Origin of the sequence: Glycomyces sp. YM15 (assembly GCF_016918015.1) — a bacterium.
Classification (GTDB): domain Bacteria; phylum Actinomycetota; class Actinomycetes; order Mycobacteriales; family Micromonosporaceae; genus Glycomyces.
The window spans coordinates 184,868-207,491 of sequence record NZ_JAERMK010000001.1 but is presented as its reverse complement, the minus strand read 5'-3'; the positions used below and the strand labels follow the sequence as shown (position 1 = coordinate 207,491).

At 68.8% G+C, this 22,624-nt stretch carries 17 protein-coding genes and 1 tRNA gene; 7 read left to right on the top strand and 11 right to left on the bottom strand.

The window, feature by feature from the left end; genetic code table 11:
• Positions 1–5 precede the first annotated feature (5 nt).
• Positions 6–1,031: a DUF5914 domain-containing protein gene (locus tag JHY01_RS00935; RefSeq protein ID WP_374199462.1), complete on the bottom strand. Its 1,026-nt coding sequence runs from the start codon at positions 1,029–1,031 to the stop codon at positions 6–8.
• 89 nt (positions 1,032–1,120) lie between these two features.
• On the opposite strand from JHY01_RS00935, the gene JHY01_RS00930 reads away from it, so the two are divergent.
• Complete coding sequence (locus JHY01_RS00930) at positions 1,121–2,719, top strand: NAD(P)/FAD-dependent oxidoreductase (protein ID WP_205323710.1); 1,599 nt, start codon at positions 1,121–1,123, stop codon at positions 2,717–2,719.
• Positions 2,720–2,768: 49 nt separating this feature from the next.
• Here JHY01_RS00930 and JHY01_RS00925 read toward each other — a convergent pair whose 3' ends face one another.
• The 6 genes from JHY01_RS00925 to idi form a co-directional block, all read right to left on the bottom strand.
• Positions 2,769–3,956, bottom strand: coding sequence for a lycopene cyclase family protein (locus JHY01_RS00925; RefSeq protein WP_205323709.1), 1,188 nt, complete (start codon positions 3,954–3,956; stop codon positions 2,769–2,771).
• A 25-nt stretch (positions 3,957–3,981) separates the two neighbouring features.
• Positions 3,982–4,743 carry a hypothetical protein gene (locus tag JHY01_RS00920; RefSeq protein ID WP_205323708.1) on the bottom strand — a complete coding sequence of 254 codons (762 nt, stop codon included), beginning with the start codon at positions 4,741–4,743 and terminating at the stop codon, positions 3,982–3,984.
• Positions 4,744–4,896: 153 nt separating this feature from the next.
• Positions 4,897–6,456, bottom strand: coding sequence for a phytoene desaturase family protein (gene crtI / locus JHY01_RS00915; protein WP_205323707.1), 1,560 nt, complete (start codon positions 6,454–6,456; stop codon positions 4,897–4,899).
• On the bottom strand, positions 6,449–7,315 hold the full coding sequence (locus tag JHY01_RS00910) for a squalene/phytoene synthase family protein (protein WP_205323706.1): 867 nt from the start codon (positions 7,313–7,315) through the stop codon (positions 6,449–6,451). The genes crtI and JHY01_RS00910 overlap by 8 nt, the downstream gene beginning before the upstream one ends.
• The gene (locus JHY01_RS00905; protein WP_205323705.1) at positions 7,312–8,373 is read right to left on the bottom strand and encodes a polyprenyl synthetase family protein; all 1,062 of its coding nucleotides are present in this window, start codon (positions 8,371–8,373) and stop codon (positions 7,312–7,314) included. The genes JHY01_RS00910 and JHY01_RS00905 overlap by 4 nt, the downstream gene beginning before the upstream one ends.
• Positions 8,374–8,910, bottom strand: a complete 537-nt coding sequence (gene idi, locus JHY01_RS00900) for an isopentenyl-diphosphate Delta-isomerase (RefSeq protein ID WP_240192217.1) — start codon at positions 8,908–8,910, stop codon at positions 8,374–8,376.
• 880 nt (positions 8,911–9,790) lie between these two features.
• On the opposite strand from idi, the gene JHY01_RS00895 reads away from it, so the two are divergent.
• The 3 genes from JHY01_RS00895 (at position 9,791) to JHY01_RS00885 (ending at position 12,216) form a co-directional block, all read left to right on the top strand.
• Positions 9,791–10,153 (top strand): hypothetical protein, encoded by a 363-nt coding sequence (locus JHY01_RS00895; protein ID WP_205323704.1) that lies wholly within the window; start codon positions 9,791–9,793, stop codon positions 10,151–10,153.
• Positions 10,154–10,774: 621 nt separating this feature from the next.
• Entirely contained in the window at positions 10,775–10,978 is a 204-nt protein-coding gene (locus tag JHY01_RS00890) for a cold-shock protein (RefSeq protein ID WP_205323703.1), read from the top strand.
• 125 nt (positions 10,979–11,103) lie between these two features.
• Positions 11,104–12,216 (top strand): fatty acid desaturase, encoded by a 1,113-nt coding sequence (locus tag JHY01_RS00885; protein WP_374199470.1) that lies wholly within the window; start codon positions 11,104–11,106, stop codon positions 12,214–12,216.
• 426 nt (positions 12,217–12,642) lie between these two features.
• Here the strand turns inward: JHY01_RS00885 and JHY01_RS00880 are convergent, their stop codons facing one another.
• Positions 12,643–13,170, bottom strand: a complete 528-nt coding sequence (locus JHY01_RS00880) for a hypothetical protein (protein WP_205323701.1) — start codon at positions 13,168–13,170, stop codon at positions 12,643–12,645.
• Between the two features lie 848 nt (positions 13,171–14,018).
• Positions 14,019–14,090: transfer RNA gene (locus tag JHY01_RS00875), tRNA-Val, on the bottom strand.
• Between the two features lie 221 nt (positions 14,091–14,311).
• On the opposite strand from JHY01_RS00875, the gene JHY01_RS00870 reads away from it, so the two are divergent.
• Together JHY01_RS00870 and JHY01_RS00865 are read left to right on the top strand one after the other, a co-directional pair.
• Complete coding sequence (locus JHY01_RS00870; protein ID WP_205323700.1) at positions 14,312–16,639, top strand: rhamnogalacturonan lyase; 2,328 nt, start codon at positions 14,312–14,314, stop codon at positions 16,637–16,639.
• Positions 16,640–16,884: 245 nt separating this feature from the next.
• Complete coding sequence (locus JHY01_RS00865) at positions 16,885–19,122, top strand: hypothetical protein (protein WP_205323699.1); 2,238 nt, start codon at positions 16,885–16,887, stop codon at positions 19,120–19,122.
• A gap of 59 nt (positions 19,123–19,181) precedes the next feature.
• Here JHY01_RS00865 and JHY01_RS00860 read toward each other — a convergent pair whose 3' ends face one another.
• Complete coding sequence (locus JHY01_RS00860) at positions 19,182–20,219, bottom strand: ABC transporter substrate-binding protein (protein WP_205323698.1); 1,038 nt, start codon at positions 20,217–20,219, stop codon at positions 19,182–19,184.
• Positions 20,220–20,377: 158 nt separating this feature from the next.
• Positions 20,378–21,439, bottom strand: coding sequence for an ABC transporter substrate-binding protein (locus JHY01_RS26210; protein ID WP_205323697.1), 1,062 nt, complete (start codon positions 21,437–21,439; stop codon positions 20,378–20,380).
• Between the two features lie 96 nt (positions 21,440–21,535).
• On the opposite strand from JHY01_RS26210, the gene JHY01_RS00850 reads away from it, so the two are divergent.
• Positions 21,536–22,603 carry an iron ABC transporter permease gene (locus JHY01_RS00850; RefSeq protein ID WP_205323696.1) on the top strand — a complete coding sequence of 356 codons (1,068 nt, stop codon included), beginning with the start codon at positions 21,536–21,538 and terminating at the stop codon, positions 22,601–22,603.
• The last annotated feature ends 21 nt before the right edge of the window (positions 22,604–22,624 follow it).

The following is a 22,624-nucleotide window of genomic DNA, read 5'->3' as shown; positions in this document are numbered from 1 at the left end:
CCCCTTCAAGGGCGCTCGGGCTCCAGGTGCCCCGAGCGCAGCGCGTAGCGCCGCTCCGCATAGGCGAGATCATCGCGCCACAGACGCGCCGCCGCACGGCGCATGATCACCCGCAGCGCGGGCGCGATACGAAGCGCCGCTTTGAAACCGGTCCTCTCCGAAGTGGCGATGGTGGCCTCGACGACCCGGGTGCGCGGCCGTCCGTCGATGGAGGGCATCGAGGGGACGGCATGGGTCTCGACTACGCTCCCCGCGCCTTCGCCGCCGATGATGCGCATGACGAGCGTGCGCGGTTCGGGACTGAAGAACTCGGCCTGGACAGGCACCCCTACGCGGCGGCCGACGCGGAAGGTCACATCGACGACGAACCGGTCCTGCTCGCCCCGCATGCCCTCCATGTCCTCCCGCGGTGTCGACACCACCGTCAGGCGTGTGAAGGAGTAGGGGTGGAACCACGCGCCGTGCCAGGGGTCGAACCGGTTGGCGATCACGTCGTCGGGTTCGCAGGTGCCGGTGAGTTCGGCGACCGCGGCGATGCTCGCGGCCGGGGCGGGGCGGGCGGCGATGACCGGCTCGGGAAGCGGCTCCTCGCCGCCGAGCTCGTCGAGCCGCACCCAGGTGAGCACGCCGTCGTCGTAGGCGGGCAGAGGCCGCCACCCGGGTCCGCCGTCGCCGGTGAGCGCCAGGCCGTGCCAGTGGCAGCGCAACGCCCCGCAGTCGATGCGCGATTTCGCGAGCGGCGCCCCGAGATGCGGGCAGGCTCCGGGGCCGACGACGATCCGGCGCGAACCGTCGCGCCAGGCCACGAGCTCCTGCCGTCCGACTGCGGCGCCGAAGGGCCGGTCGGCCCGGATCTCGCGGCTCGGGGCCAGCACGAACCAGTTGCCGGAGGGACGGGCGCACGCGCGCTTGACGGCCGACTCGATCAGCTCCGGTTTGGCATCGCCATAGGTGGGGCGCTGCGCGGCCCACTCCGCGGGGGCCACCCGAGACAACGGCAGGTTGCCGAGAATACTTGTCCGCATTGACATCTGACTACCTCCATTGCGCACGCCCAGAACCGCGCACCGGCCGGGCTCGTCCTGGTGCGCTCGTCCTCGGCGGCTGGCACTATTGCACCATGGCCCGAACGAGTTCCGCCGATATTCCACAGCCGGTGCCTGCGCGCGGCCGTCCCGGTCGCGATCGGGAGGCGACGCTCCTGCCCGGGCCGAAGGGCCGCCCTGACGCCGGCGCCTTGCCTGAACGGCCGCGCACGGCGGTGGTCGGCGGGGGCATCGCAGGGGTCGCGGCGGCCGTCGCCCTCGCCGAACGCGGTGTGTCGGTCGACCTGTACGAAGCGGAGGACGACCTCGGCGGGCGGCTGCGCGGCTGGCCGGTCACCGCAGACGGCTTCCCCACCACGATGACACGCGGCTTCCACGCCTTCTTCCGGCAGTACTACAACTTGCGGGCGCTGCTGCGCCGCGTGGATCCGGCGTTGGGCATGCTGCGACCGATCGCGGACTACCCGCTCCTCCACGCCGACGGCACCGCCGAGTCCTTCGCCGGCCTGCCGCTCACCCCGCCCTGGAGCGTCGCGGCCTTCGTCCTGCGCAGCAAGACGTTCGCGCTCGCCGACCTGTGGAAGATGAACGCCGGGACGGCCATGTCCCTGTTCGACGTGTCGGTCCCCCGGACCTACGACGAACTCGACTCGGTCGACGCGACCAGCTACCTGGACTCGATCGGATTCCCGCACGCGGCACGCCACCTCGCGTTCGAGGTGTTCTCCCGCAGCTTCTTCGCCGACCCGAAGCAGTTCTCTGCCGCCGAACTCGCGGCGATGTTCCACATCTACTTCCTCGGTTCGAGCGAGGGCCTGCTGTTCGACGTCCCGGACGGTCCGTTCTCGCAAACCTTGTGGCGGCCGCTGCGCGAACACCTCGAGGAGCTGGGCGCGCAGGTGCGGCTCCGAAACCCCGTCGAGCGCATCGACCGAGCCGGCGGCCGGTACCGGGTCCAAGCGGGCGGCGAGGCCGCCGAGTTCGACGCGATCGTGCTCGCCACCGACGTCCGGGCGCTGCGCGGCCTCGTCGCCGCCTCTCCCGACTTGGGCGACCCGGCATGGAGGGCAGCCATCGGTTCGCTGCGCAACGCGCCCCCGTTCCTGGTCAGCAGGGTTTGGCTTGACCGTCCCGCGCGCGAGGACCGCGCCCCCTTCCTCGGTACCACCGGGTTCGCGCTGCTGGACAACATCAGCGTGCTCGACCGGTTCGAGGACGAGGCCCGCGCATGGCGCGAACGCACCGGGGGGTCGGTCATCGAACTGCACGCCTACGCGCTCGACCCGGCCGCGACCGAGGCCGGTCAGACCTCCTTGGCCCAGGCGATGATCGAAGAGATGCGCGCGGTCTACCCCGAACTGCGGAACGCGCAGATCATCCACCAGGAGCATGTGACGGCGGACGACTGCCCGCTGTTCGCCCCCGGCTCCTTCGCCTCCCGGCCGGGAGTCACCACCGCCGATCCGACCCTGGTGCTGGCGGGCGACGGCATCCGGGTGGACCTGCCCGCGGCGTTGATGGAACGAGCCGCCACGACGGGGTTCTGCGCGGCCAACGCGCTGCTCGGGCACTGGGGCGTGGCGGGCCACGACCTCTGGTCGGTGGGCAATCAAGGACGGTCCCCGCTGCTGCGCATGGCCGCGCGCCGCCGCCGTCCCGTCCCGACCGCCTGACGTTCGCACCCGCGGAGTCCGGCTCCCCGCGCGTCGGGCGCCGCCGCGCTCACTCGCCTGCTCCGCGTTCGAGGGCTCGGGCCGCGGCGGGGGTCAGGCTGGCGCTGACCATCGCCGCGCGGACCCGGGTCGAGGCGGCGCCGAAAACCGCCGCCATGGCCGTCCAGGTTCCGCGGGGGTCGTCGCGCCCGCAAAGGAAGGCGTCCTGAAAGTCCTCGGGGATCGCGAAGAACGCGTCGAAGAACTCGGGCACCAGGGCAGGCGGGAGCCGGAGCAGGGTCCGCTGCCCCCACGTCCGCAAGCGGTGCACCGTGCGGGCACTGGCGGGCCACAGCTGCGCGCGAGCGGCGCGACGCACCGCGTCCGGCCCTCGCGGCAGGCTCTGCGCGATTGCCGCCGCGAGCAGCGGGGCCGCCGTCAGCGCCTCACCCACGCTGAACCCGGTGGCCGCGTGCATCATCCCCCCTGCCACGCCGAAGGGCACCACACTGTCCCGGACCGGCGCAGGGGGCGCGTCCATCGCGAAGCGCACTTGCTCGGTGCCGATCCGGTCGCCGGGGTCGATTCCGGCCTTCTCCAGCCGCCGCATGAGGCGGCGCTTCAATTCGGGCAGGGCCAGGCCCGGCCTGCGGGCGAGGGAGGTCTCCTCAAGCAGGGTCCGTCCACCGGGGAGCGGCACGGCGTAGAGGAACGTCGGCCATTCGGTCCCGGCGCGGTCCCAGCGCATGAACACCGCTTCGCCCGGAACAGCCAGCGCTGCTGCGGACGCCTCCGGGAACACCATCCCGTAGGCCGTCTGCTCGACGCGAACTCCACGCGGCCCCTTGCCCAGCCGCCCTGGTTGGCCGGAGGCGTCGAGGATCAGCCGGCATCGCAGCCGCCTGCCCGATCGCAACGCGACCCCCGGCGGCCGCCCCTGTTCGATGCCGACGACCGCGTCCGCGACGGTTCGCACGGCAGTCGCGGTGTAGGCGGCCATCACCGCTTCGTTGTCGAGGACCGCGTACCCTCGATCGAGTGTGCGGTCCGCTGCAAGCAGTCTTGTCGCCCTGATGAATGCCGCGCCAGGAGGCAGCGGACGGACCTGACCGGTCCACAAACCGTACGTCGGCGTCCATGCCCGTGTCGGGGCAGGGGCGACCAGGATAGTGTCCAGGGCGTTTCGCGCGCAGTGGTCGGCGACGGCCCACCCGGCGGGCCCCGATCCGATGACGACGACGTCGGCTTGATCGTCCATGGTGGATTTCACGGCATGTTCTCGTCTACCCGAACGCGGCACGGTACCGGTCATCGGTCCTGATCAGTCGGACGATCAGCACGGACGCGACGAGGATCGCCGCGGCGGCGGAGACGAGCGCCTCGGAGGCGTCCGCACTCACCGCGATCCAGGCCAAGGCCCAGACGGCTGCTGCGGCGCATGCCGCGACAGCGACGGCTCTTGCCACGACCCAGGCGAGGGCGATCGCGGTGAGGATCAAGGCGGTGACGGCGATCGCCGTTCCCACTCCGTCGCCCGCGACCGCCGCGATCGTGGTCAGCGCCCCTACTGTGGTCGCGACCGCAACCCAGCCGGTGTACAGCGTGAGCGGCATCCACAGGAGCCAGCGGGTCGCCTGGGTGCTTGGCGCGCTCAGCGCCGCGTTCCTCCACGCCGCGGCGAGGGCGATGAGCAAGGCGGTGATGACGATCTGGGAGGCGACGATCTGGTCGGCGGAGAACAGCAGCACCCACACGGTGTTCAGGATTCCCGCTATCGCGATCCACCAGCCGGTCCTGCGATGGAAGGTTGCGCTGCGTTGCGAAGGGAGGAGTTGCCAGACCGCCAACGCCAGCGCCGCGAGGTAGATGAGGTTCCAGATCAGGAAGGCCGTACCGGCGGGCAGGAGCGGATTCGGGTAGGAGCGCGCGACGTCGCCGACTGGTTCGGCGACGAGTGCGCCGCTGCCGCCGAACGCGCCTGCGGCGGCCTGAAGGGCCGCGGCGAGTAGGACGGCGAGGGCGCGGACGAGATCGCTTGGCTTCATGTCGGCCACCTCAGGTCAATGGATTCTCGGATCGAAGGTCCTGGTGATGCCCGGCTGCGGGCGCTGTACACGCCCGATGGAGGGTCCGGCTGATCCGAGGGATTGCGGCGGCGGGTTCGGCGACGCCGGCGCGATGTCTGGTTGCGGTGCACGTCAGCGGCCTTGCCCGAGTGGGGTGGCGAGCGGACCGGGGGTGCGGTCGCCGCGGAGCCGCTTGACGACGAGTTCGGCCGAGATGAGGCACATCGGCAGGCCGATGCCGGGCAGGACCGAGGCGCCAGCGTACATCAGCCCGGTGACCTTTCGGGACGCGTTCCGGGGTCGGAACATCGCGCTCTGCAGCAGTGTGTGCTCCAATCCGAGCGCGTTGCCCTTCCAGGCGTTGAGGTCCGCCGCGAAGTCCCCCGGGGCGAGCGTTCGCCGTACGACTATCCGTTCCGCCAGGTCGGCGATCCCGCACCACTGGGACAGTTGCGCGATGGCGCGGTCGGCCGCCGCTTCGACGGCTCGGTCGCCGCCGCCGTCGGTGCCGCCGCGACCCAGGGCCGGGTCCGCGGGGACGGGGACGAGGACGAACAGGTTCTCGTGGCCTTCCGGCGCGGTCGACGGGTCGGTCGCGCTGGGCCGGCACACGTACACCGAGGCCGGGTCGGGGATGCGGGGCCGGTCGCCGAAGATTGCCGAGAAGTTCTCGCGCCAGTCGCCGGTGAACAGGAGGGTGTGGTGGCCGAGCTGCGGGAGGGTCCCGCGGACGCCGAGCATGATCAGCAGCGCGCCGGGGCCGGGCCTGCGGCGCCGCCACCACGAGTGCGGATACGTCCTGTCGCGCCCCTCCAGCAGCGCGGTCTCGGTGTGGTGCAGGTCGGCGGTGGAGATGACCAGATCGCCGGGCAGCTCGCGGCCGTCGGCGAGCCGGACGCCCCGCGCGGCGCCGTCCGCGGTGAGGATGCGGACCACGGGGGCGTCGGTTTCGATCTTGGCTCCGGCAGCGGTGGCGAGTCGTTCGACAGCGGCGATCACCGATCGGAATCCGCCCATCGGGTACCTGACGCCGTCGGCGAGGTCGAGATGGCTCATCAGGTGGTACAGGCTGGGGGCCCGGTAGGGGGAGCTGCCCAGGAAGACCGCCGGGTACCCCAGGATCCGCCGCAGCCGCTCATCGGTGAACCGCCGCTCGATGTGGGTGGCGAGCGGGCGCGTCAGCAGCGGCAGCAGGCGTGGCAGGCGCCGCAGTAGGGCACGGTCGCGCAGGCCGGCCGTGGACTCGTAAGTGTCGTATAGGAACCGGGTCACCGAGAGTTCGTAGGCGTCGCGCGCGGAGTCGAGATAGGTTTCGAGCCGGGCTCCGGCCCCTTGTTCGATGCCCTCGAACAGCGCCGCCGCGCTCTCGCGGCCGGAGACGACGTCCAGCGGCTCGGCCAGGCCTTCGTTGTAGACCCGGTAGGCCGGTGCCAGCGGCACCAGGTCCAGCTCTCGCGCGGTGCTCGTGCCCATGAGACGGAAGTAGTGCTCGAAGACCTCGGGCATCAGGTACCAGCTCGGGCCGGTGTCGAAGTGGAAGCCGTCCTGCTCCCAGGCACCGGCGCGCCCGCCGGTGCTCGGGAGGGCCTCCACAACGGTGACCCGGTAGCCCTCCTTGGCGAGCAGTCCCGCGCTCGCCAGCCCGGCCATGCCGGCGCCGATGACGATGGCGTGTCCAGATGCCTCAGCCATTGCCGTGCGTCCTTTTCGGTGCCTGGGTGAGTGCCGCGCGGATCGCGATGGCGGCTTTTCGGAAGTTGTTCACGCGGACGCGGCCGCTGGTTTCGGCGCGCAGGCGCAATGCCAGGGCCTGGAACAGGTCGTGGGCGATCGCGACCGCGACGCGGCAGTCCCGGGGCAGCATCGTGATCGATTCGCATGCGGTGCGCAGGTCCTGGTCGATGCGGCGCAGGGCGCTGTCTCTGGCGCACGGCGCTTTGGCGAAACCGAGGTAGTCCCGGCCGAGCCGGTCGCGGTCGTGGTCGGCGTCCCGCAGGAAGTTGATCTCCTGGAACGCCGCCCCGAGCCGCTGGGCGCCCTCGCGCAGCACAGGGTCGGGCGGCACCGGTCGCGGTCTGCCGGCGTTGACGAAGACCTGCAGGCACATCAAGCCGACGACTTCGGCGGATCCGTAGACGTACTCGTCACGGGACCGGTCGTCGTGCTCCTCGACGTCCAGGTCGGCACGCATGGACGCGAAGAACGGGCGCACCAGCTCGGCGTCGATGGCGCATTCGCGAGCGGTGAGCGCGAAGGCGTGCGCGATGAGGTTGGCGCTGAACCCCTCCTCGATGGCCAGGAGGGTCTGCGACTCAAGACCGTCGAGGACGCACCGGGTCCGGTCGCGGTCCAGCCCGGACTCGGCGGCCGGGCCGTCCACGATCTCGTCGGCCACGCGCACCAGCGCGTAGATCACGCGAACGTGCTGGCGCACCCGCGGCCCCAGCAGGCGGCACGCGAATCCGAACGAGGTCGAGTACCCGTCGATGACCGCTGCCGCGGCCTGGCGGGCGGTGCGGTTGTACAGGGCGAGTCCTTCGGGTCGGTTCACGGCACCCGGCCCTGGATGGCACGGGCGAGGCCGGTGAGCGTCGTCTTTGCGGCCTCGGGGAGCGCGGCGCGCGACCACTGCTTCTTCGCTGTCGCCAACGTCAGATCGATCAACCGCTCGACCTGAGTGCGCACGCCACTGGCTTCGAGGGCGTCCTGCGCGGCGATCAAGCCGCTCTCGCCGTCCCCCGCAGACACCAGCGCTTTCTCCACTGCAGACCAGTCGTCGCCGAGCCGGGCCAGCGCGATCAGCACGGTCTCTTTGCGTTCGCGAAGATCGCTGCCGGGAGGACGTCCCGCTTGCCGAACGGTGCCGAAGGCGCCGATGAGGTCGTCCACCAGCTGGAAGGCGAGCCCGAGCGACTCGCCCGCGGCGGCGAGCGCCTGTTGTGCCGATCCGTTGCATCCCGCGAGCAGCGCGCCGGCCTGAAGCGGTGCGCTGAAGGAGTACACGGCGGTCTTGTCCCGGGCCGCGGCCATGACCGCGTCCGGGGCGGGCGGGCCGGGGAGTACCGCGTATTCGACATCGGCGAGCTCCCCGGCCGCAGAGGTCAGAATCGCCTGGTCCAAAAGGTCGAGGAGTCCGTCCCGTCTCGCGGCGGGCACTGGTGCGGTGGCGATGAGACGGGTCGCTTCGTACAGCAGGATGTCGCCTGCGAGGATCGATGCGGCGTCGCCCAGGAGCGTCGCCTCATGGGGCGCCGCTCCGGCGGACTCAGCCCGCTCGCGGAAGATGCCCGAGACGTTCGGTTTGCCGCGCCGTACGACATCCTGATCGATGACATCGTCGTGGATCACGAAAGCGGTGTGCAGCAGTTCGAAACCCGCGGCGATGTCGGCCACTGCCCGCGACGGCAGCGGCCCTCCGGAGAAAGCGAGGTACGACTCGAGTACCAAGCGCGGCCGGAACCGCTTCCCACCAGTCGCGGTCTGCACGGCCGCTGCCACGATGGGCCGGGCCCGGCCCCGGCTGCGGTCGATGAGGCGCTGCAACGCGCTTTCTACCAGTGCGTCCACGGCTCGGTCGAGGTGGGGAGCCTGGCCGTCCAGGAGCGGCATCTACTGTGGCCTCCCAGTCAAGGTCGAGAAGTCCAGTTGCTCGGCCTGCAAAGTGAACCATGGGATGAAGGCCCACGGCGCGCATTTGAGCGCTGCCTCCAAGTCGGAGGGGTCGACCCATGCGTAGTCCATGACCTCGGCCGGATCGGGGCGGACAGGGCCACCGGCGATCGCGGTGTAGATCGGGCAGACCTCGTTCTCCATGATGCCGTTCGCGTCGACCGCGGCATAGCGGAAGTCGGGAATCACCGGGGTGATCGCAGCGATGTGCATGCCGAGCTCGTGAGCGGCATGGCGGATCAGTGCCCGCTCGACCGGCTCCCCAGGGCGCGGGTGGCCGCAGAACGAGTTGGTCCAGACTCCCGGCCAGGTCGCCTTCGCCAAAGACCTGCGAGTCACCAGCACCGAACCGGCGGCATCCGCTACATGACAGGAGAACGCCAAGTGCAGGGGCGTCGATCTGCTGTGCACGGTTGATTTCGGTACAGCACCAATCGGCTGTCCAGTGTCGTTGAGCAGGACGACGTCATCACGCATCAAGGCCCCCTCCGGTTCGGACGGCGAGTCCATCGAAGTGTTTCCTCAGCTGCGCTGACGAGTCTCCTCCGACCGCGAGATCATACGCTCTGTAGTCATTTGGACTCGTTCTGGTCATCGCTCATGCAAGTTCCTTCCGGTGAACCGTAGCGATAGTCCCGATAGTTCGTTGCAGGATGGCCTGAGGATGGGTCGGTGAGGAAGATTCCTTTCAAGCCGTCCTCAGGCTTGCGCGCGGATACGGTTGGAGGCGGTGAACGCCGACCCGCGAATCGAGGAGTGAGTCCCTGATGAGGTCCTCTTGCAGGTTTCGATGAGTGGCCGCCAGGATGGGGCTGTCTGCGCTGTGAGGTGTTTGCTCGTCAGATCGGTCATGGGCCAGTGGACCTTGCTCCATTCGAGCGCGCTCACCCATCCCGAGACGGGCGACGACGGCGCGACCGAAACAGCGGTGACCAATGAGGACCGCAGTCGTTCGGCTCGCCCGACGCGCCACCGCGCCGATGCTCCGCATCAAACACGACCTAGGTCCCGTATCCGTGGCGACATGTCCGCGGCGGTCGGGTTTGCCTGGCATCGGCACGGCCGGTCCGCGGGGACCGGGCGGAGGCGCTCCGAGAGGTCGAGTAGCAGCGGCATGGCCCCGGATTCGGCGACAAAGAAGGCCCGGCGGATATCCGCCGGGCCTTCTTTCTGCTGGTGGAGTCGATCACCTGGATGTGCGGTCAATGGATTGCCGTCGCTCGGCGTGGATCGCTCGTGAGTTGAACGGCTGCCGATGCCAGTTCGGTGGTTGCTGGCGGCTCGTGAAGTGTTGTGACGACGGGGCTTGGGGGATAGGGTCGGATTACAAGCGTTCTCCCACAAGGAAGGTCCAACAATGGCTTCACATGAGGATTTCCTGAACGAGAACCCCGCCGCCGCGTCCGATTCGGCGCCGTCGCCAAGTGGGGAATCGGGTGACGACGAGCGACCGGCCGACCGGACTGTCACCGTCTTCGTCGAACATGGACAGGATCTGTTCCAGGCGCTCAAGTCCCACCCGGGGGTCGTCGCCGCAGTCGCCGCCGTTGCGGCCGCCGCTGCCATCGGCATCAAGGTCGCCTACGACCGCCGCAAGTCCACAAAGGTCCGGAATCGAGTGCTCCACCAATTGGAAGAGGCCAGGGAGACGTTGGCGGCGGTGGCCGCAGAGCTGCCGGAACGCGGTCGGGCGGTACTGCACCGGGTGGCGAACCGGTAGGCACGCCTCCAGATCGGTGTCCGGTCTCCTCGTCGCGACGCCGCACTCGCATCAGTGAGACGCCACGGGTCTCACTCTGCCTGAACCCGGTGCCGGATTGGTCCCGGGTTCGCAGTGGTGTATTCTGAATTTCAGCGGTCGATTTGGGCACTCTTCAACCGCCACTGAACTTGATCGTCACACGCGACAGATATCCGCAGACGATTTCCACGCGCTCGGCATATTTCGAGCATTCTCAATGTCGCTAACTCCTTGACGGGGCGACGTTTCAGCACTCTCAACGAATCAGGTAATCATCTCTTCAGCCTCATCACACGCCGCTCCGCAAGGTCAGATCCTCTGGAAGCGAGCTGCGGACGACCTCTACGTCGCCACACTGGACGGAGAGTTCGCCGGTTTCGTGTCGGTGGCCGACGACCGCTACACGCTGCACGGACCGTGCGCGCAGGCCCTCGGCGACCATGAATCGCTCGAGGACGCGTCCGTCGTCCTGGAGTTCTAGCTGATCGCGTCCGGCGAACACCTCGCCGGTTCCCATACCTGAGCACCATGACCTGGCGTCGGCACCGCCGACGCTCTCAGAGGCCGCCTCGCGGTCCATCACAATGAAGGAGACACGACATGGCTACTGGCGTCGTGAAATGGTTCAACGCTGACAAGGGCTTCGGGTTCATCGCCCCCGACGACGGCTCTGGAGACGTGTTCGCGCACTTCTCGGCGATCAGCGGTGGCGGGCACCGGAACCTCGAAGAGGACCAGCACGTCGAATTCGACGTCGAACGGGGCCAGAAGGGCATGCAGGCCGCGAACATTCGTTCGCTCTGATCGAACCGTGACGGTCGAAGCGGCGAATTGTCCGCCGCTTCCACCCGACCCTCTCGGTGGGCGTCGCGCCTGCTCGACCCCTTCCCAGCACGCTGCTGGGACCGCACCAGAACAGAAGGACCGCAATCGCTACGCTCGCCCCCGCACCAACACCGGCTCCCTCCCTCACCACTCCGCCGCCCCGTCCTCCCGGAGCAGCGACCCCTCCCTCGATTCGGGCCTACACCGAAGTCGCCCAAGCCGTCCGCGACGCCGGACTCCTGCGACGTGCCCCCTGGTTCTACGGCCTGGTCGCCGCCGCCATCGCCATTGGATACGCCGCCTGCGCGACCGCCATGATCCTGCTCGGCGACAGCTGGTTCCAGCTTCTGGTCGCCGGAGCGCTCGGCATTCTGCTCACCCAGACCGCGTTCCTCGCGCACGAGGCCGCCCACCGCCAGATCCTCAGCCGCGGCCCCGTCAACGACCGCCTCGCGCAGGTGCTCGGCGCCATCGCTGGGATGAGCTATTCCTGGTGGGACAGCAAGCATTCGCGCCACCACGCGAACCCGAACCGGGTCGGCCGCGATCCCGACATCGACGTGGACACGATCTCGTTCCTCGAAGAGGATGCCGCCGCATCGACCGGACTGCGGCGGTTCATCACCGGCAGCCAAGGCTGGCTGTTCTTTCCGCTGCTGACGCTGGAAGGCGTCAACCTGCACTTCCTCAGCTTGCGGCACTTGTTGTCGCGGGAACCGGTCAAGGACCGCTGGATCGAACTGGCCTCGTTGACGGCGCGCTTCGCGATCTTCCCGACCGTGGTGTTTCTGATTCTGCCGCTCGGGCTCGCCCTCGCTTTCACCGGGGTGCAGCTGGCGGTGTTCGGGCTCTACATGGGTGCTTCATTCGCCCCCAACCACAAGGGCATGCCCGTGGTTCGCAGGGACTCGAAGCTCGACTTCTTCAGCAAGCAGGTCCTGACCTCCCGCAACGTCTCCGGCGGCTGGTGGGCGACCGTCCTCATGGGCGGTCTGAACTATCAGGTCGAACACCACCTGTTCCCCAGCATGCCCCGACCCAGGCTCGCCAAGGCGCGCAAGATTGTCATGGAGCACTGCCGCACGACCGGCGTGCCCTACACCGAGACCACCCTGATCCGCTCCTACGGCATCGTCATCGCCTATCTCAACGAGGTCGGCCTCGCCGCCCGCGACCCCTTCGAATGCCCGTTCCTCAACGAGTACCGACGGCTGTGACCACGCGCGGCACCACACCGGCGGCCCGCTGGGCCGACTTTCGGGTTTGTGTTCCAGCGTGTTCTGCCCCAGTTGACTGGTGATTGAAGCTCCGCTGTCGGCTCGGTTCGGGTGTGCGGGTGAAGACGAGGAGCAGCTATTGATCCGAGACTAGGCCCGAACCGGTTCCCGGACCTGGCCACGGTCGGGGTCTGCCCCTTGCGGCCCCATGTCCGCCCGGCGAGCTGGTCGGAGCGGACTCCGACCTGGTCGCCGAACAAGACGACCGCACCGGAGCTTCCCCCCCTTGGTGGGGACGGGCACGCTGAAGACCGTAGGGCAGTCTCCCGCCAACCGGGATGCATGCTGCAGCCTGAAATGCGCGATGTCGAGGGAAGGCTGATCTGCCATCGCCGAATACTCCAATCTCAGTGACGTTGCCCGGGTTCAGGTCTCACTGGCGAAGAGGATCAGCGCCTGCTCCGCGATCTCGGTAAGCAGGGCGTCGACGGCTTCGACATCGCCGGGGTCGGGACCGACATCGCTGTTGATCGAGACTTCAAGCCGACCCTGCACGAAGTGGTACATGATCTTCTCGGCGCCCTCGTGTTCATAGGCGCTTCGATACCCCGCGTCGCCGAGTCCGTCGAGGTCGGAGACGCGGTAGTCAGGGTCCGCTTCGGCGGTCTGGCGGAACAGTTGCAGCAGCGCCATTCCTCCGTCGGGATCGCGCCCGCCATTGACATGGACAGTCACTTGATCGAGACCAAAGGTATGGAAGTCGCACATCAGCGCGAATACGTCGTCTTCACCGTTCATCGAGAAGATGTCATCCTGCTGCGGGTCGTGTTCCGAACCGAAAGCCGACTCGAGGTAGGAGAGGTCGAACGCCTCGCAGGTCGCGTCCGTGAAGCCCGCGAATTCGCCGAGTTCCCTGCCTTCGGACTCCCAAGGGCGGGCGACCAGGAGCGCCACCAGGCCGAAGGCTGCCAGTGCTGCGGCGGCTCCGAGGAGAGGTCGCCGCAAGGAGCGACGCGGCGATCGTTGTTCGGGGGCTCGGCGAGGTCGCGTGAGGTCTGACATTAAGCGGGGCTCCACATATCAGGGCTGAATCTCCGACGATCGTACAGAGTCCCGACAAGCTCGCAAACCGGCATATTCATCATGATTTGTTGCAGTGCACCTGATTCGATTATCAGTCGGATAGCTGACAATGACGGGTACTCGCGGCGCAGAGCTCGGTCTTCCCACGAGGGGTCCGGTGTGGTGTGGGCGTTCCATCGGCCTCGGTTGCGGGCGGTGGAGTCGCGGGTTGGCCTTCAATTGGTCGCAAGGACCCGACGGGGTGACGGAGCGAGGTCGGTCCTCAGCCCCGCCAGGTCGAAGCCCGATTCCCGCATCTCTCGCGCTGGGTGACTGTCCGGTTTGAACGGCTTGGCGGCGGTCATGACAACCCGGATGTTCTCGGGCGTGGTTACCGTCAGCTCAATCGAGTTCCACGGCCGCTCGGTAGAGCCATCGACGTTGTCGGGCGCGAGTTTCCGGCACCGCTCGGCGATCTGGTCGAGCTCGCGACAGCGGGGATCCTGAGGAACATCGGCATCCCGTAGATCTCACGGTAGATCTCGGGGGCCTTCGCCTCTGAGACTGGCGTGGGAACGGGACTGATGTACTCGGTCATGCTCTGATCTTCGCGGCTGACGTTGCGTCAACTGCAACCCTGATTCGACGCCCGCGATGTGAAGCCCCTCACCGACAGCGCACGAAGGTAGGACCGGATACCCGCCTGTGGCCGGTCGCAGCCAGTCACAGGCGGGCACAAGTGGTCGATACTGGGATCGAACCAGTGACCCCTCGCGTGTGAAGCGAGTGCTCTCCCGCTGAGCTAATCGACCGGGACGAGGTAGAACTGTACCGGAGTCCGTTGCGGGGGAGTCATGTGGGGGGTCCGGCGTACCTGCGGTCACAGGCGGGTGGTTGGGAAGCGCTTGACAGGGGGGAGGTGGGGTCGATAGTCTTCGATGCGTTAAATCGTTTCAATTGAGGTCTGGGCGCGTCCCCTCCAAGACTCAGACGCGTTTTCGCAGGCCTCGTGCGTTTTCGAGGAGCCCCTTCCATGAGTCCTCCCACCATGTTCCGCAAGGTCGTCGCAGTGTCGCTGGTCGGCGCGCTGGCCGGTGCCGGGATCACCGCCTCCGCGCAGTCGCACGGCGGCGGCCGCCACGACGACATCCAGCTCGAACGGCTCGATCGCGGCCTCATCGCGGCCGTGACCGGCGACGGCGTCTTCCTCAGCTGGCGGCTGCTCGCCGACGAGGTGACCGGTTATAACGATTCAGGTCTGACCGGCGCGACCTTCAAGGTCTACCGCGACGGCCGCAAGATCGCCACCGTCTCCGACTCCACCAACTTCCTCGACGAGAAGGGCGACGCCGACTCCGAGTACAAGGTCGTCGCCGTCAAGCGCGGCTGGCCCGTCGACGTCTCCGACACCGTGACCCCCTGGTCCGAGGGCTACCTGGACATCCCGATGCAGAAGCCCGCCGACGGCGTCACGCCCGCCGGGGAGGCCTACACCTACCGGGCCAACGACATCAGCCCCGGCGACCTCGACGGCGACGGGGACTACGAGTACGTCGTCAAGTGGGACCCCTCGAACTCGAAGGACGTCTCGCAGGTCGGCTACACCGGACCCGTCTACCTCGACGCCTACACCCAGGAAGGCGAGCTGCTCTGGCGCATCGAGCCCGGAGTGAACATCCGGGCCGGCGCCCACTACACGCAGTTCGACGTCTACGACTTCGACGGCGACGGCATCTCCGAGGTGATGCTGAAGACCGCCCCGGGCACCAAGTCGACCTCGTATGTGGAGGACGGCGAGGAACGCTACATCACGCTTCCCGAGGACGATGTGGCGGCGGGCGTCACGCACCAGGACGACTACCGGCTCTCGGCCGAGGGCTATTACGACCACCTCGTGCAGATGTTCATGGGCTGGCACGAGCACCCCGAGGTCGTCAACGGCGACTGGCCCGCGACCATCGAGGCCGCCCTCGGCGCCGACGACCAGTTCGACTTCGCCTACCCGCTCTCGCAAGCCGACGCCGAAACACTCGCCGACCACTTCATCGACGTCTACGCGCCCGCACGCTCCACCAGGAACCAGCTGCGGAACTTCGCCGGGTTCGTCCTCTCCGGACCGGAGTACCTGACCGTGTTCAACGGGAAGACCGGCCTCGAGATGGACACCGTCGACTTCCCGGTCTCCCGCGGCGACGACGGCCTCGAATGGGGCGACTACGCCATGTCCCGCATCGAACCGGGCAACCGCGTCGACCGGTTCCTCTCGGGCGTCGCCTATCTCGACGGCAAGCGCCCATCGGCGATCTTCGCCCGCGGCTACTACACGCGCACGACCATCACCGCGATCGACTGGGACGGCGAGCACCTGGAGCAGCGTTGGCAGGCCGATTCCGGCCATGCCCCGATGTCCAACCCGTTCAACGACGGCCCGCACGGCGTCGAAGGACCCGACCCCGAGTGGGGCACGCTGACCACGCAGGGGGACCACTCGCTCAGCACGGCCGATGTGGACGGCGACGGCAAGCAGGAGATCGTCTACGGGGCCGCGACCCTCGACGACGACGGCTCGCTGCTCTACTCCTCGTACGCGACGATGCCGCCGAACGGCAACAACCCGGGCACGCTCGCGAAGCTCGGCCACGGCGACGCCGAGCACGTGGGCGACTTCGACCCGAACCGTGAGGGCCTGGAGATCTTCTCGGTCTTCGAGGGCGGCGCGTGGGCACCGTACGGGTACGCGATGCGCGACGCCGAGACCGGCGAGGTCCTGTGGGGCGGCTACACCGGCCGCGACACCGGCCGCGGCATGGTCGGCGACATCGACCCCGCGATTCCCGGCTTCGAGGCGTGGGCCTCCTTGCCTCCCAACGAGGCCGGTGAACCCGAGGGCCTGTTCACCGCGACCGGCGAGCCGATCGAGGGGCCGACGCCCGGCACCAACATGAGCATCCGCTGGGACGCCGACCTGACGACCCAGCTCGTGCACGGCCAGTCCACCACCTCGGACGAGTTCACGACGATCCGGGACTACCAGGACGGCGTGGTCCTCGACGCCGCCGGGACCCTCACCAACAACTGGACGAAGGGCAACCCCGGCCTGGTGGCCGACGTGCTCGGGGACTGGCGCGAGGAGCTGCTGGTGCGCACCGCCGACTCCAGCGCGATCCGTGTCTTCACCTCCACCGAGGTGACCGACCACAAGCTGTTCACGCTCATGCACGACCCGCAGTACCGGGTCGGCGTGGCGAACCAGCAGACCACCTACAACCAGCCGCAGTACCCGAGCTTCTACCTCGGATCCGATATGGACTTCGCCGACGTCGAAGTGCCGGACTACTACACGCCCTGCTACCGAGGCTGACCGGGTCGGATCGGGACGGGGGGGGGGGGGCGCCCCCCCCCCCGGCCCCCCCCCCCCCGTCCCGTCCGGCGCGCCGCCGGTTCCGCCCTGCCTGCAACCCGGAATTAGACATGGGATGATACGAGGAATTCACTCGGAAGCCTTGCTTTCGACCCGCTGCTGCGGTTGAGTGAAGACCGCCCCCATCATTCGCCTCGGGCGCGCCCCCGCGCCGGGGTCCCGTACGACAGCATTGGAGCCTTCCTGTGCGTTCCCTCAGACGACGAGCCCGGCTCGCGGCGGCGGCCGCGAGCGCGGTCATCGTCGGCGCCGCCGGCCTCGCCTTCGCCTCCTCCGCCCACGCGGACGTCGACATCGTCAACATCGGCGAGGTCCAGGGCTCGATCGCCAACGGCGACACCGACTTCAGCTCGCCCCTGGCCGGCCAGACCGTGTACGTGCAGGGCGTGGTCACCCAGGAGACCCTCGACCCCAACGGCAATAAGGGCTTCTTCCTGCAGGAGCGGGCCGACGCGACGGACGGCGACCCGCTCTCCTCCGACGGCGTCTTCGTCTTCAACAACAAGTACTCCACGGTGCGGACCCTCAACGGCTCGCCCGCGCAGACCGAGCTCGGCGCGAACTGGACCGTCGCCGTGGGCGACGAGATCATCGTGCGCGGCGTGGTCGGCAACTACTTCGGGAACATCCAGTTCAGCGGCGGCTCCACGTTCGTCTACGACGTGGTCGCCTCCGGCCTGGACCCGCTCGCCGAGATCGAGACGGTGGAGGTCGACCCGCCGAACGATGCGACCGCGTCCAAGGAGTACTTCCGCCGCCACCTCGGCATGCAGCTCACGGTCCCCGCCGATTCGGTGGTCACCGCCGGTCGCGACGTGTACTCCAGCGGCGGCGAGGTCTGGGCGATGCGCGGCGACAGCGAAGCGGCCCAGCAGGACGGCTACGCCGCCCGCGCCTACCGCGACGCGCACCCGCTCGACACGGTCGAAGGGAACTTCGACGACGGCAACGGCTACCTGTTCGTCATGGGCGACATGGGCATCCGCGCCACCGAGGGCACGAACGAGACGATCATCGCCCCGGCCAAGACCTACGATGTCATCACCGAGGCCAACACCGGCGGCGTGTACCTATCGTTCGCGAAGTACGGCATCCAGGTCGCGAACGACCTCGCGCTCGAAGGCGGCCTCGAACCGGCCGAGAACGAGCCGGTCGAGCCCGCGGGCCGGAACGAGGCCGCGATCGCCTCGTACAACATCGAGAACCTCTACGACTTCCGCGACAACCCGAACTCGGGTTGCGACTTCGCCGGGAACGCCGGCTGCACCGACGCCGAGGACCCGGAAGGGAACGTCAAGCCGCCGTTCAACTACGTCCCGGCCTCCTATGAGGAGTACGAGGAGCAGCTGCGGCGCCAGGCCGGTCAGATCGTGGACGACCTGCACAGCCCCGCGATCCTGATGACCCAGGAAGGCGAGGCCCAGGACGTCTGCTCGGTCAACCCCGAGTGGACGAAGCACACCGACCTCGGGGTGGACCGCCTCGTGTGCGACCTGGTGAACACAGGGGACGCCAACACCGGCGGCGACGGCGCACCGGACTCGATCCAGGAGCTCGCGCTCGTCATCGCCGAGTACGGCGGCCCGGCCTACACCGCTGTGGGCGACCTCGACTCGGCCGACACGCGCGGCATCATGACCGGCTTCCTGTACCAGCCCAAGCTGGCCGGGCTGTCGAAGGTGAAGAGCTGGGACCCGGTCTTCGGCGCCGAGCCGGAGATCGAGTACCCGACCGAGGCCGACGCGATCAACGCCGACGTGCAGAACCCGAAGGCCCTCAACGCGGCGCTGCCGCAGGAGGTCCTCGACCAGTGCAAGAGCTCGGGCGTTTACGCCTGCAACGGCTTCGACGTGTTCAGTCGCCCCGCGCAGGTCGCGAAGTTCTACCTCAAGGACAAGCACGGCCACAAGGCCTCGGAGATCTTCCTGATCAACAACCACTTCTCCTCGAGCCCGAACAACCGCGTGCTGCACCGCACCGAGCAGGCGAATTACCTGGCCGCCGTCAGCTCGGCGATCCTGGACAACGACCGCCGGGCGAAGGTCCTCGCGGGCGGCGACCTCAACGTCTTCCCGCGTCCGGACGACCCGTTCGCCGAGGGCCAGACGATCGCGGGCGACTGGGTCGGCCCGTCCGACCAGCTCGCGGCCCTCTACGAGGACTCGGGGCTGTGCAGCATGTACGACCACATGGTGGCGGAGCACCCCGAGGCCGCCTACTCCTACACCTTCATGGGGCAGACGCAGACCCTCGACCAGATGTTCGTCTCGCCGCGCCTGCTGCGCGAGGTCGAGTCCGCGGTCGCCGCGCACATCAACGCGGACTACCCGGCCGACGCCCACGAGTTCGGCGAAGCGCCGGCTTACGGCGACTACGGGGTCTCCGACCACGACCCGTCGGTGATCACGATCGACATCAGGTAAGTCGAGCGCATGACGAAGGGGCGGGTCCGACAGGACCCGCCCCTCTTCGATCGCAAGCCCTAGGACAGCTTCTCGGCGTTCTGGATCGCGGTGGCCAGGGCCTCGATGGAGGCCGCGGCGAGTCCGTAGGCGTACATCGGCTCGGCCTCCCAGCCCACGATCTGTCCTTCCTGGACGGCCGGGAGCGCGTTCCAGGTCGGGAACTCGGTGAGCTGAGCGGGCTGGAGCGACTGGACGCGGTTGTCGAGCAGCAGGATGTCGGCCTGGTACTTGTCGACGTTCTCCCACGAGAGGATCTCGTAGTAGCCGCCGCTGGCCTCGTCGAGCGCGTCCGGGAGGATGAACTCGACGCCGAGTTCGGCGAAGAACCGCAGGTCGTTGCCCATGAGCGGGCTGGAGGCGTAGAAGACCTCCGCGGCGGCGGCGCAGGCGAGCACCTTCACCGGGTTCGCGGCGGCCGCGGCCTTCAGCGACTCCACTGCGGCGTCGTAGCGTTCTTTGTTGGCGGCGTTGGACTCCGAGTCCAGGTCGGCGCCGAGGGACTCGGCGAGCTCGGCGTGGCGGGCGATGATCTGGTCCTGCGTGTTCGCGCCGTCGTCCACGTTGAGGGCGGTGAGCTCGGTGAGGCCGACGATCTCGTCGCGGCTCTCTTCGGGCACGTACCACAGGCTCGCGGGGTCGTAGTAGTAGTACGTCATGAGCACTTCGGGCCCGTAGGCGGCGAAGGCCTCGACGTCGAACTCGCCGTAGACGTTCCCGAAGACCTCGAGGTCGGCGACGGGCAGGTTCCCGGCCTGGGTGGTGGCCGAGCCGTCCTCGTTGGTGGTGGGGCCGAACACGGCCGGAACCTCGATGCCGAAGTCGTACAGCGCGGCGGCCATGCCGGTGAACGCGACGATCTTGGCGGGGGTCCGGTCGAGCTTCACGGTGGCGGGCTGGTCGTCCGTGAACTCCCAGGGCTGCGATTGGGCAGCGTCGTCCCCGGACTCGTCGTCGTCCGAGCCGCACGCGGCGAGCACGCCGGTGAGTCCGAGGGCGCCGCCGCCCGCGAGCAGGCCGCGGCGGCCGAGCTTGACGCTGTCGGCATCGAAAGCCATGTGTGTCTCCTTCTTGAAGGGGGTTTGAGGGCCGGACTGCGAACGGCTCGCGGACGCGCCCCAGCCGATCTGAGGTTAGGCTAACCTCATCAGATTCGGGCATGCCGCACTGGGGTCCTCACGTGGTGTCAGCCACTGGCCCGCGGCCAGGCGGGGCCTCAGCCGAGCGGCTGTGCGGCGCTGAGGCCCTCGGTGATCCGTTCCAGCTCAACGGCTCCGCCGATATGCGAGTACACGGGCTCGCCGTTCCAGCCGTACACCTGCCCGGCCTCCACGGCCGGGAGCGCCGCCCAGGTCGGATGATCGGCGAGCAACGTCTCCGGCGCGATGTTCCCGGTGCGCACATCCAGGAAGATCGCGTCGGCCTCGTACTTGTCGATGTTCTCCCAGGACAGGAGCTCCCAGTAGCCGTTCTGGTCCGGGTTCTCGGGGACGACGAAGTCGGCGCCGAGCGCAACGCATTTCGCGAGCACATTGAACGTGGGCGGATTGGCGACGTACAGCCCGTCCGGCCACGCGCCGACCGCGACCGCTTTGAGGTTCCTGCCAGCCGAGATGCCTGATTCCATTGCGACGTCGTGCATTGCGGTAGCAGCAGCTTCAAAGCGCTCAACGCCGGCGGCGTTCTCCGCGGAAGTCAAGTCGGCGCCGAGTGCTTCGGCAAGGGCCGCATGGCGGTCGATGATCTCGTCGATGGTCGGCTCGGAGACCTCGATACCGATGCCCGGCGCCAGCGCCTCGACCTCCTCAAGGCGCTCCTCGGGCACGAACCACAGGTCGAAGCCCTCGTAGTAGTGGGAGACGATGAGCTCGGGGTTCAGCTGCGCGAACCGCTCCATGTCGAACTCGCCCCAGGCGTTGCCGAGGACCTGGAGTCCCTCGACGGGCATGCGCCCGGCCTGGATGTCGGGCGAGCCGTCCGCGAGCGTGGTCGGCCCGAACACGGCCGCGACCTCGACGCCGTAGTCGTACAGGGCCGCGGCGAGGCCGGTGAACGCGACGACCGTGCCGGGGACGCTCGCCAGCCGGACCTCCTGCTGGTCCCGTTCGTCGAGGAACGAGAACGATCCGGAAGCGCCGCCGGTGCCTTCGGCTTCGTCCCCACCGGCGCCGCAGGCCGCGAGCAGCGAGGCGGCACCGAGGCCGCCGCTTGCGGCGAAGAGGCCGCGGCGGGTCAGCGAACGGGAGGGGACCGGCAGCGGACGGGTGCGGAGTGGCACGGGGAACTCCTCCAGAGGGAGAGCGATCATGGCGGGGATATCGCGGTTAGGTTAGCCTAAACAAAACCGCAGACGCTATCCCTCCGGAGTTCGCACTTGTCAACCGCCCAAAGCGCCAGGGAGCAGGCCCCGGCGCTCGATGCGCCAAGGGCCGCAATTGAACCCGCGCCTCGATCGCGCACGGCCCGCCGGGTCCTCGGCCTCCTCGCCCTCGTCGCCGCCCTGGCCCTCCTCGCGGTCCTCAGCGTCGCCGTCGGCTCCCGCGCGATGGACCTCGGCCAGGTCTGGGCCGGGCTCACCGACGCCGGATCCGACTCGTATCCCGTGGTCACCGAGCTGCGCCTGCCCCGCACCGTGCTCGGCCTCGCCGCCGGCGCCGCCCTCGGCCTCGCCGGGGCCCTCATGCAGGCCATGACCCGCAACCCCCTCGCCGACCCCGGCCTCCTCGGCGTCAACACCGGCGCGGCCGCCGCGGTCGTGACCGCCTCCTTCTTCATCGGCTCCTTCGGCTTCACCGAGACCATCCTCTTCGCGTTCCTCGGCGCGGCCGTCGCCTCCGTGGCCGTCTACCTCATCGCCGGGGCCGCGACCGCGACCCCCGCGCGGCTCGCGCTGGCCGGCGCCGCGGTGACCGCCGCCGGGTACGCGTACGTCTCGGCGATCCAGCTCATGGACGCGGCCACGCTCGACCAGATGCGGTTCTGGTCCGTCGGGTCGCTCGTGAACGCGCACGTCGCCCCGATGCTGCCGGTCGTGCTCCTCATCGGCGGCGCGGCCGTGGTCGGCGTCCTCCTCGCCCGCCCGCTCAACGCCCTCGCGCTCGGGGACGCGACCGCGACCGGCCTCGGCGTCGACCCGCGCGTGCTCCGCGTGGCCGGGATCGCCGCGATCACCGTGCTCGCCGGGACCGCGACGGCCGTATGCGGCCCGATCGTCTTCGTCGGCCTCGTCGTGCCGCACGTGGTCCGGGCCTTCACCGGCCCCGACCAGAACTGGGTCCTGCCGTACTCGATGCTCTCGGGCGCGGCGTTCCTCCTCGCCGCCGACGTGCTCGGTCGCGTCATCGCCCGCCCCGCCGAGGTGCAGGTCGGCATCGTCTGCGCCGTCGCGGGCGGCCCGTTCTTCCTCTACCTGGTGAGCCGCAGGAAAGTGGCCCGGCTGTGAGCACCCTGACCTCTGGATCCA

Bases quoted from the DNA above. Each gene is read 5' to 3' on its own strand.
- JHY01_RS00920 (WP_205323708.1), bottom strand. From the start codon at position 4,743: ATGAAGCCAAGCGATCTCGTCCGCGCCCTCGCCGTCCTACTCGCCGCG.
- JHY01_RS00890 (WP_205323703.1), top strand. From the start codon at position 10,775: ATGGCTACTGGCGTCGTGAAATGGTTCAACGCTGACAAGGGCTTCGGG.
- JHY01_RS00895 (WP_205323704.1), top strand. From the start codon at position 9,791: ATGGCTTCACATGAGGATTTCCTGAACGAGAACCCCGCCGCCGCGTCC.
- idi (WP_240192217.1), bottom strand. From the start codon at position 8,910: ATGCGTGATGACGTCGTCCTGCTCAACGACACTGGACAGCCGATTGGT.
- JHY01_RS00905 (WP_205323705.1), bottom strand. From the start codon at position 8,373: ATGCCGCTCCTGGACGGCCAGGCTCCCCACCTCGACCGAGCCGTGGAC.
- JHY01_RS00930 (WP_205323710.1), top strand. From the start codon at position 1,121: ATGGCCCGAACGAGTTCCGCCGATATTCCACAGCCGGTGCCTGCGCGC.
- crtI (WP_205323707.1), bottom strand. From the start codon at position 6,456: ATGGCTGAGGCATCTGGACACGCCATCGTCATCGGCGCCGGCATGGCC.
- JHY01_RS00925 (WP_205323709.1), bottom strand. From the start codon at position 3,956: ATGGACGATCAAGCCGACGTCGTCGTCATCGGATCGGGGCCCGCCGGG.
- JHY01_RS00860 (WP_205323698.1), bottom strand. From the start codon at position 20,219: ATGGCTTTCGATGCCGACAGCGTCAAGCTCGGCCGCCGCGGCCTGCTC.
- JHY01_RS00870 (WP_205323700.1), top strand. From the start codon at position 14,312: ATGAGTCCTCCCACCATGTTCCGCAAGGTCGTCGCAGTGTCGCTGGTC.
- JHY01_RS00935 (WP_374199462.1), bottom strand. From the start codon at position 1,031: ATGTCAATGCGGACAAGTATTCTCGGCAACCTGCCGTTGTCTCGGGTG.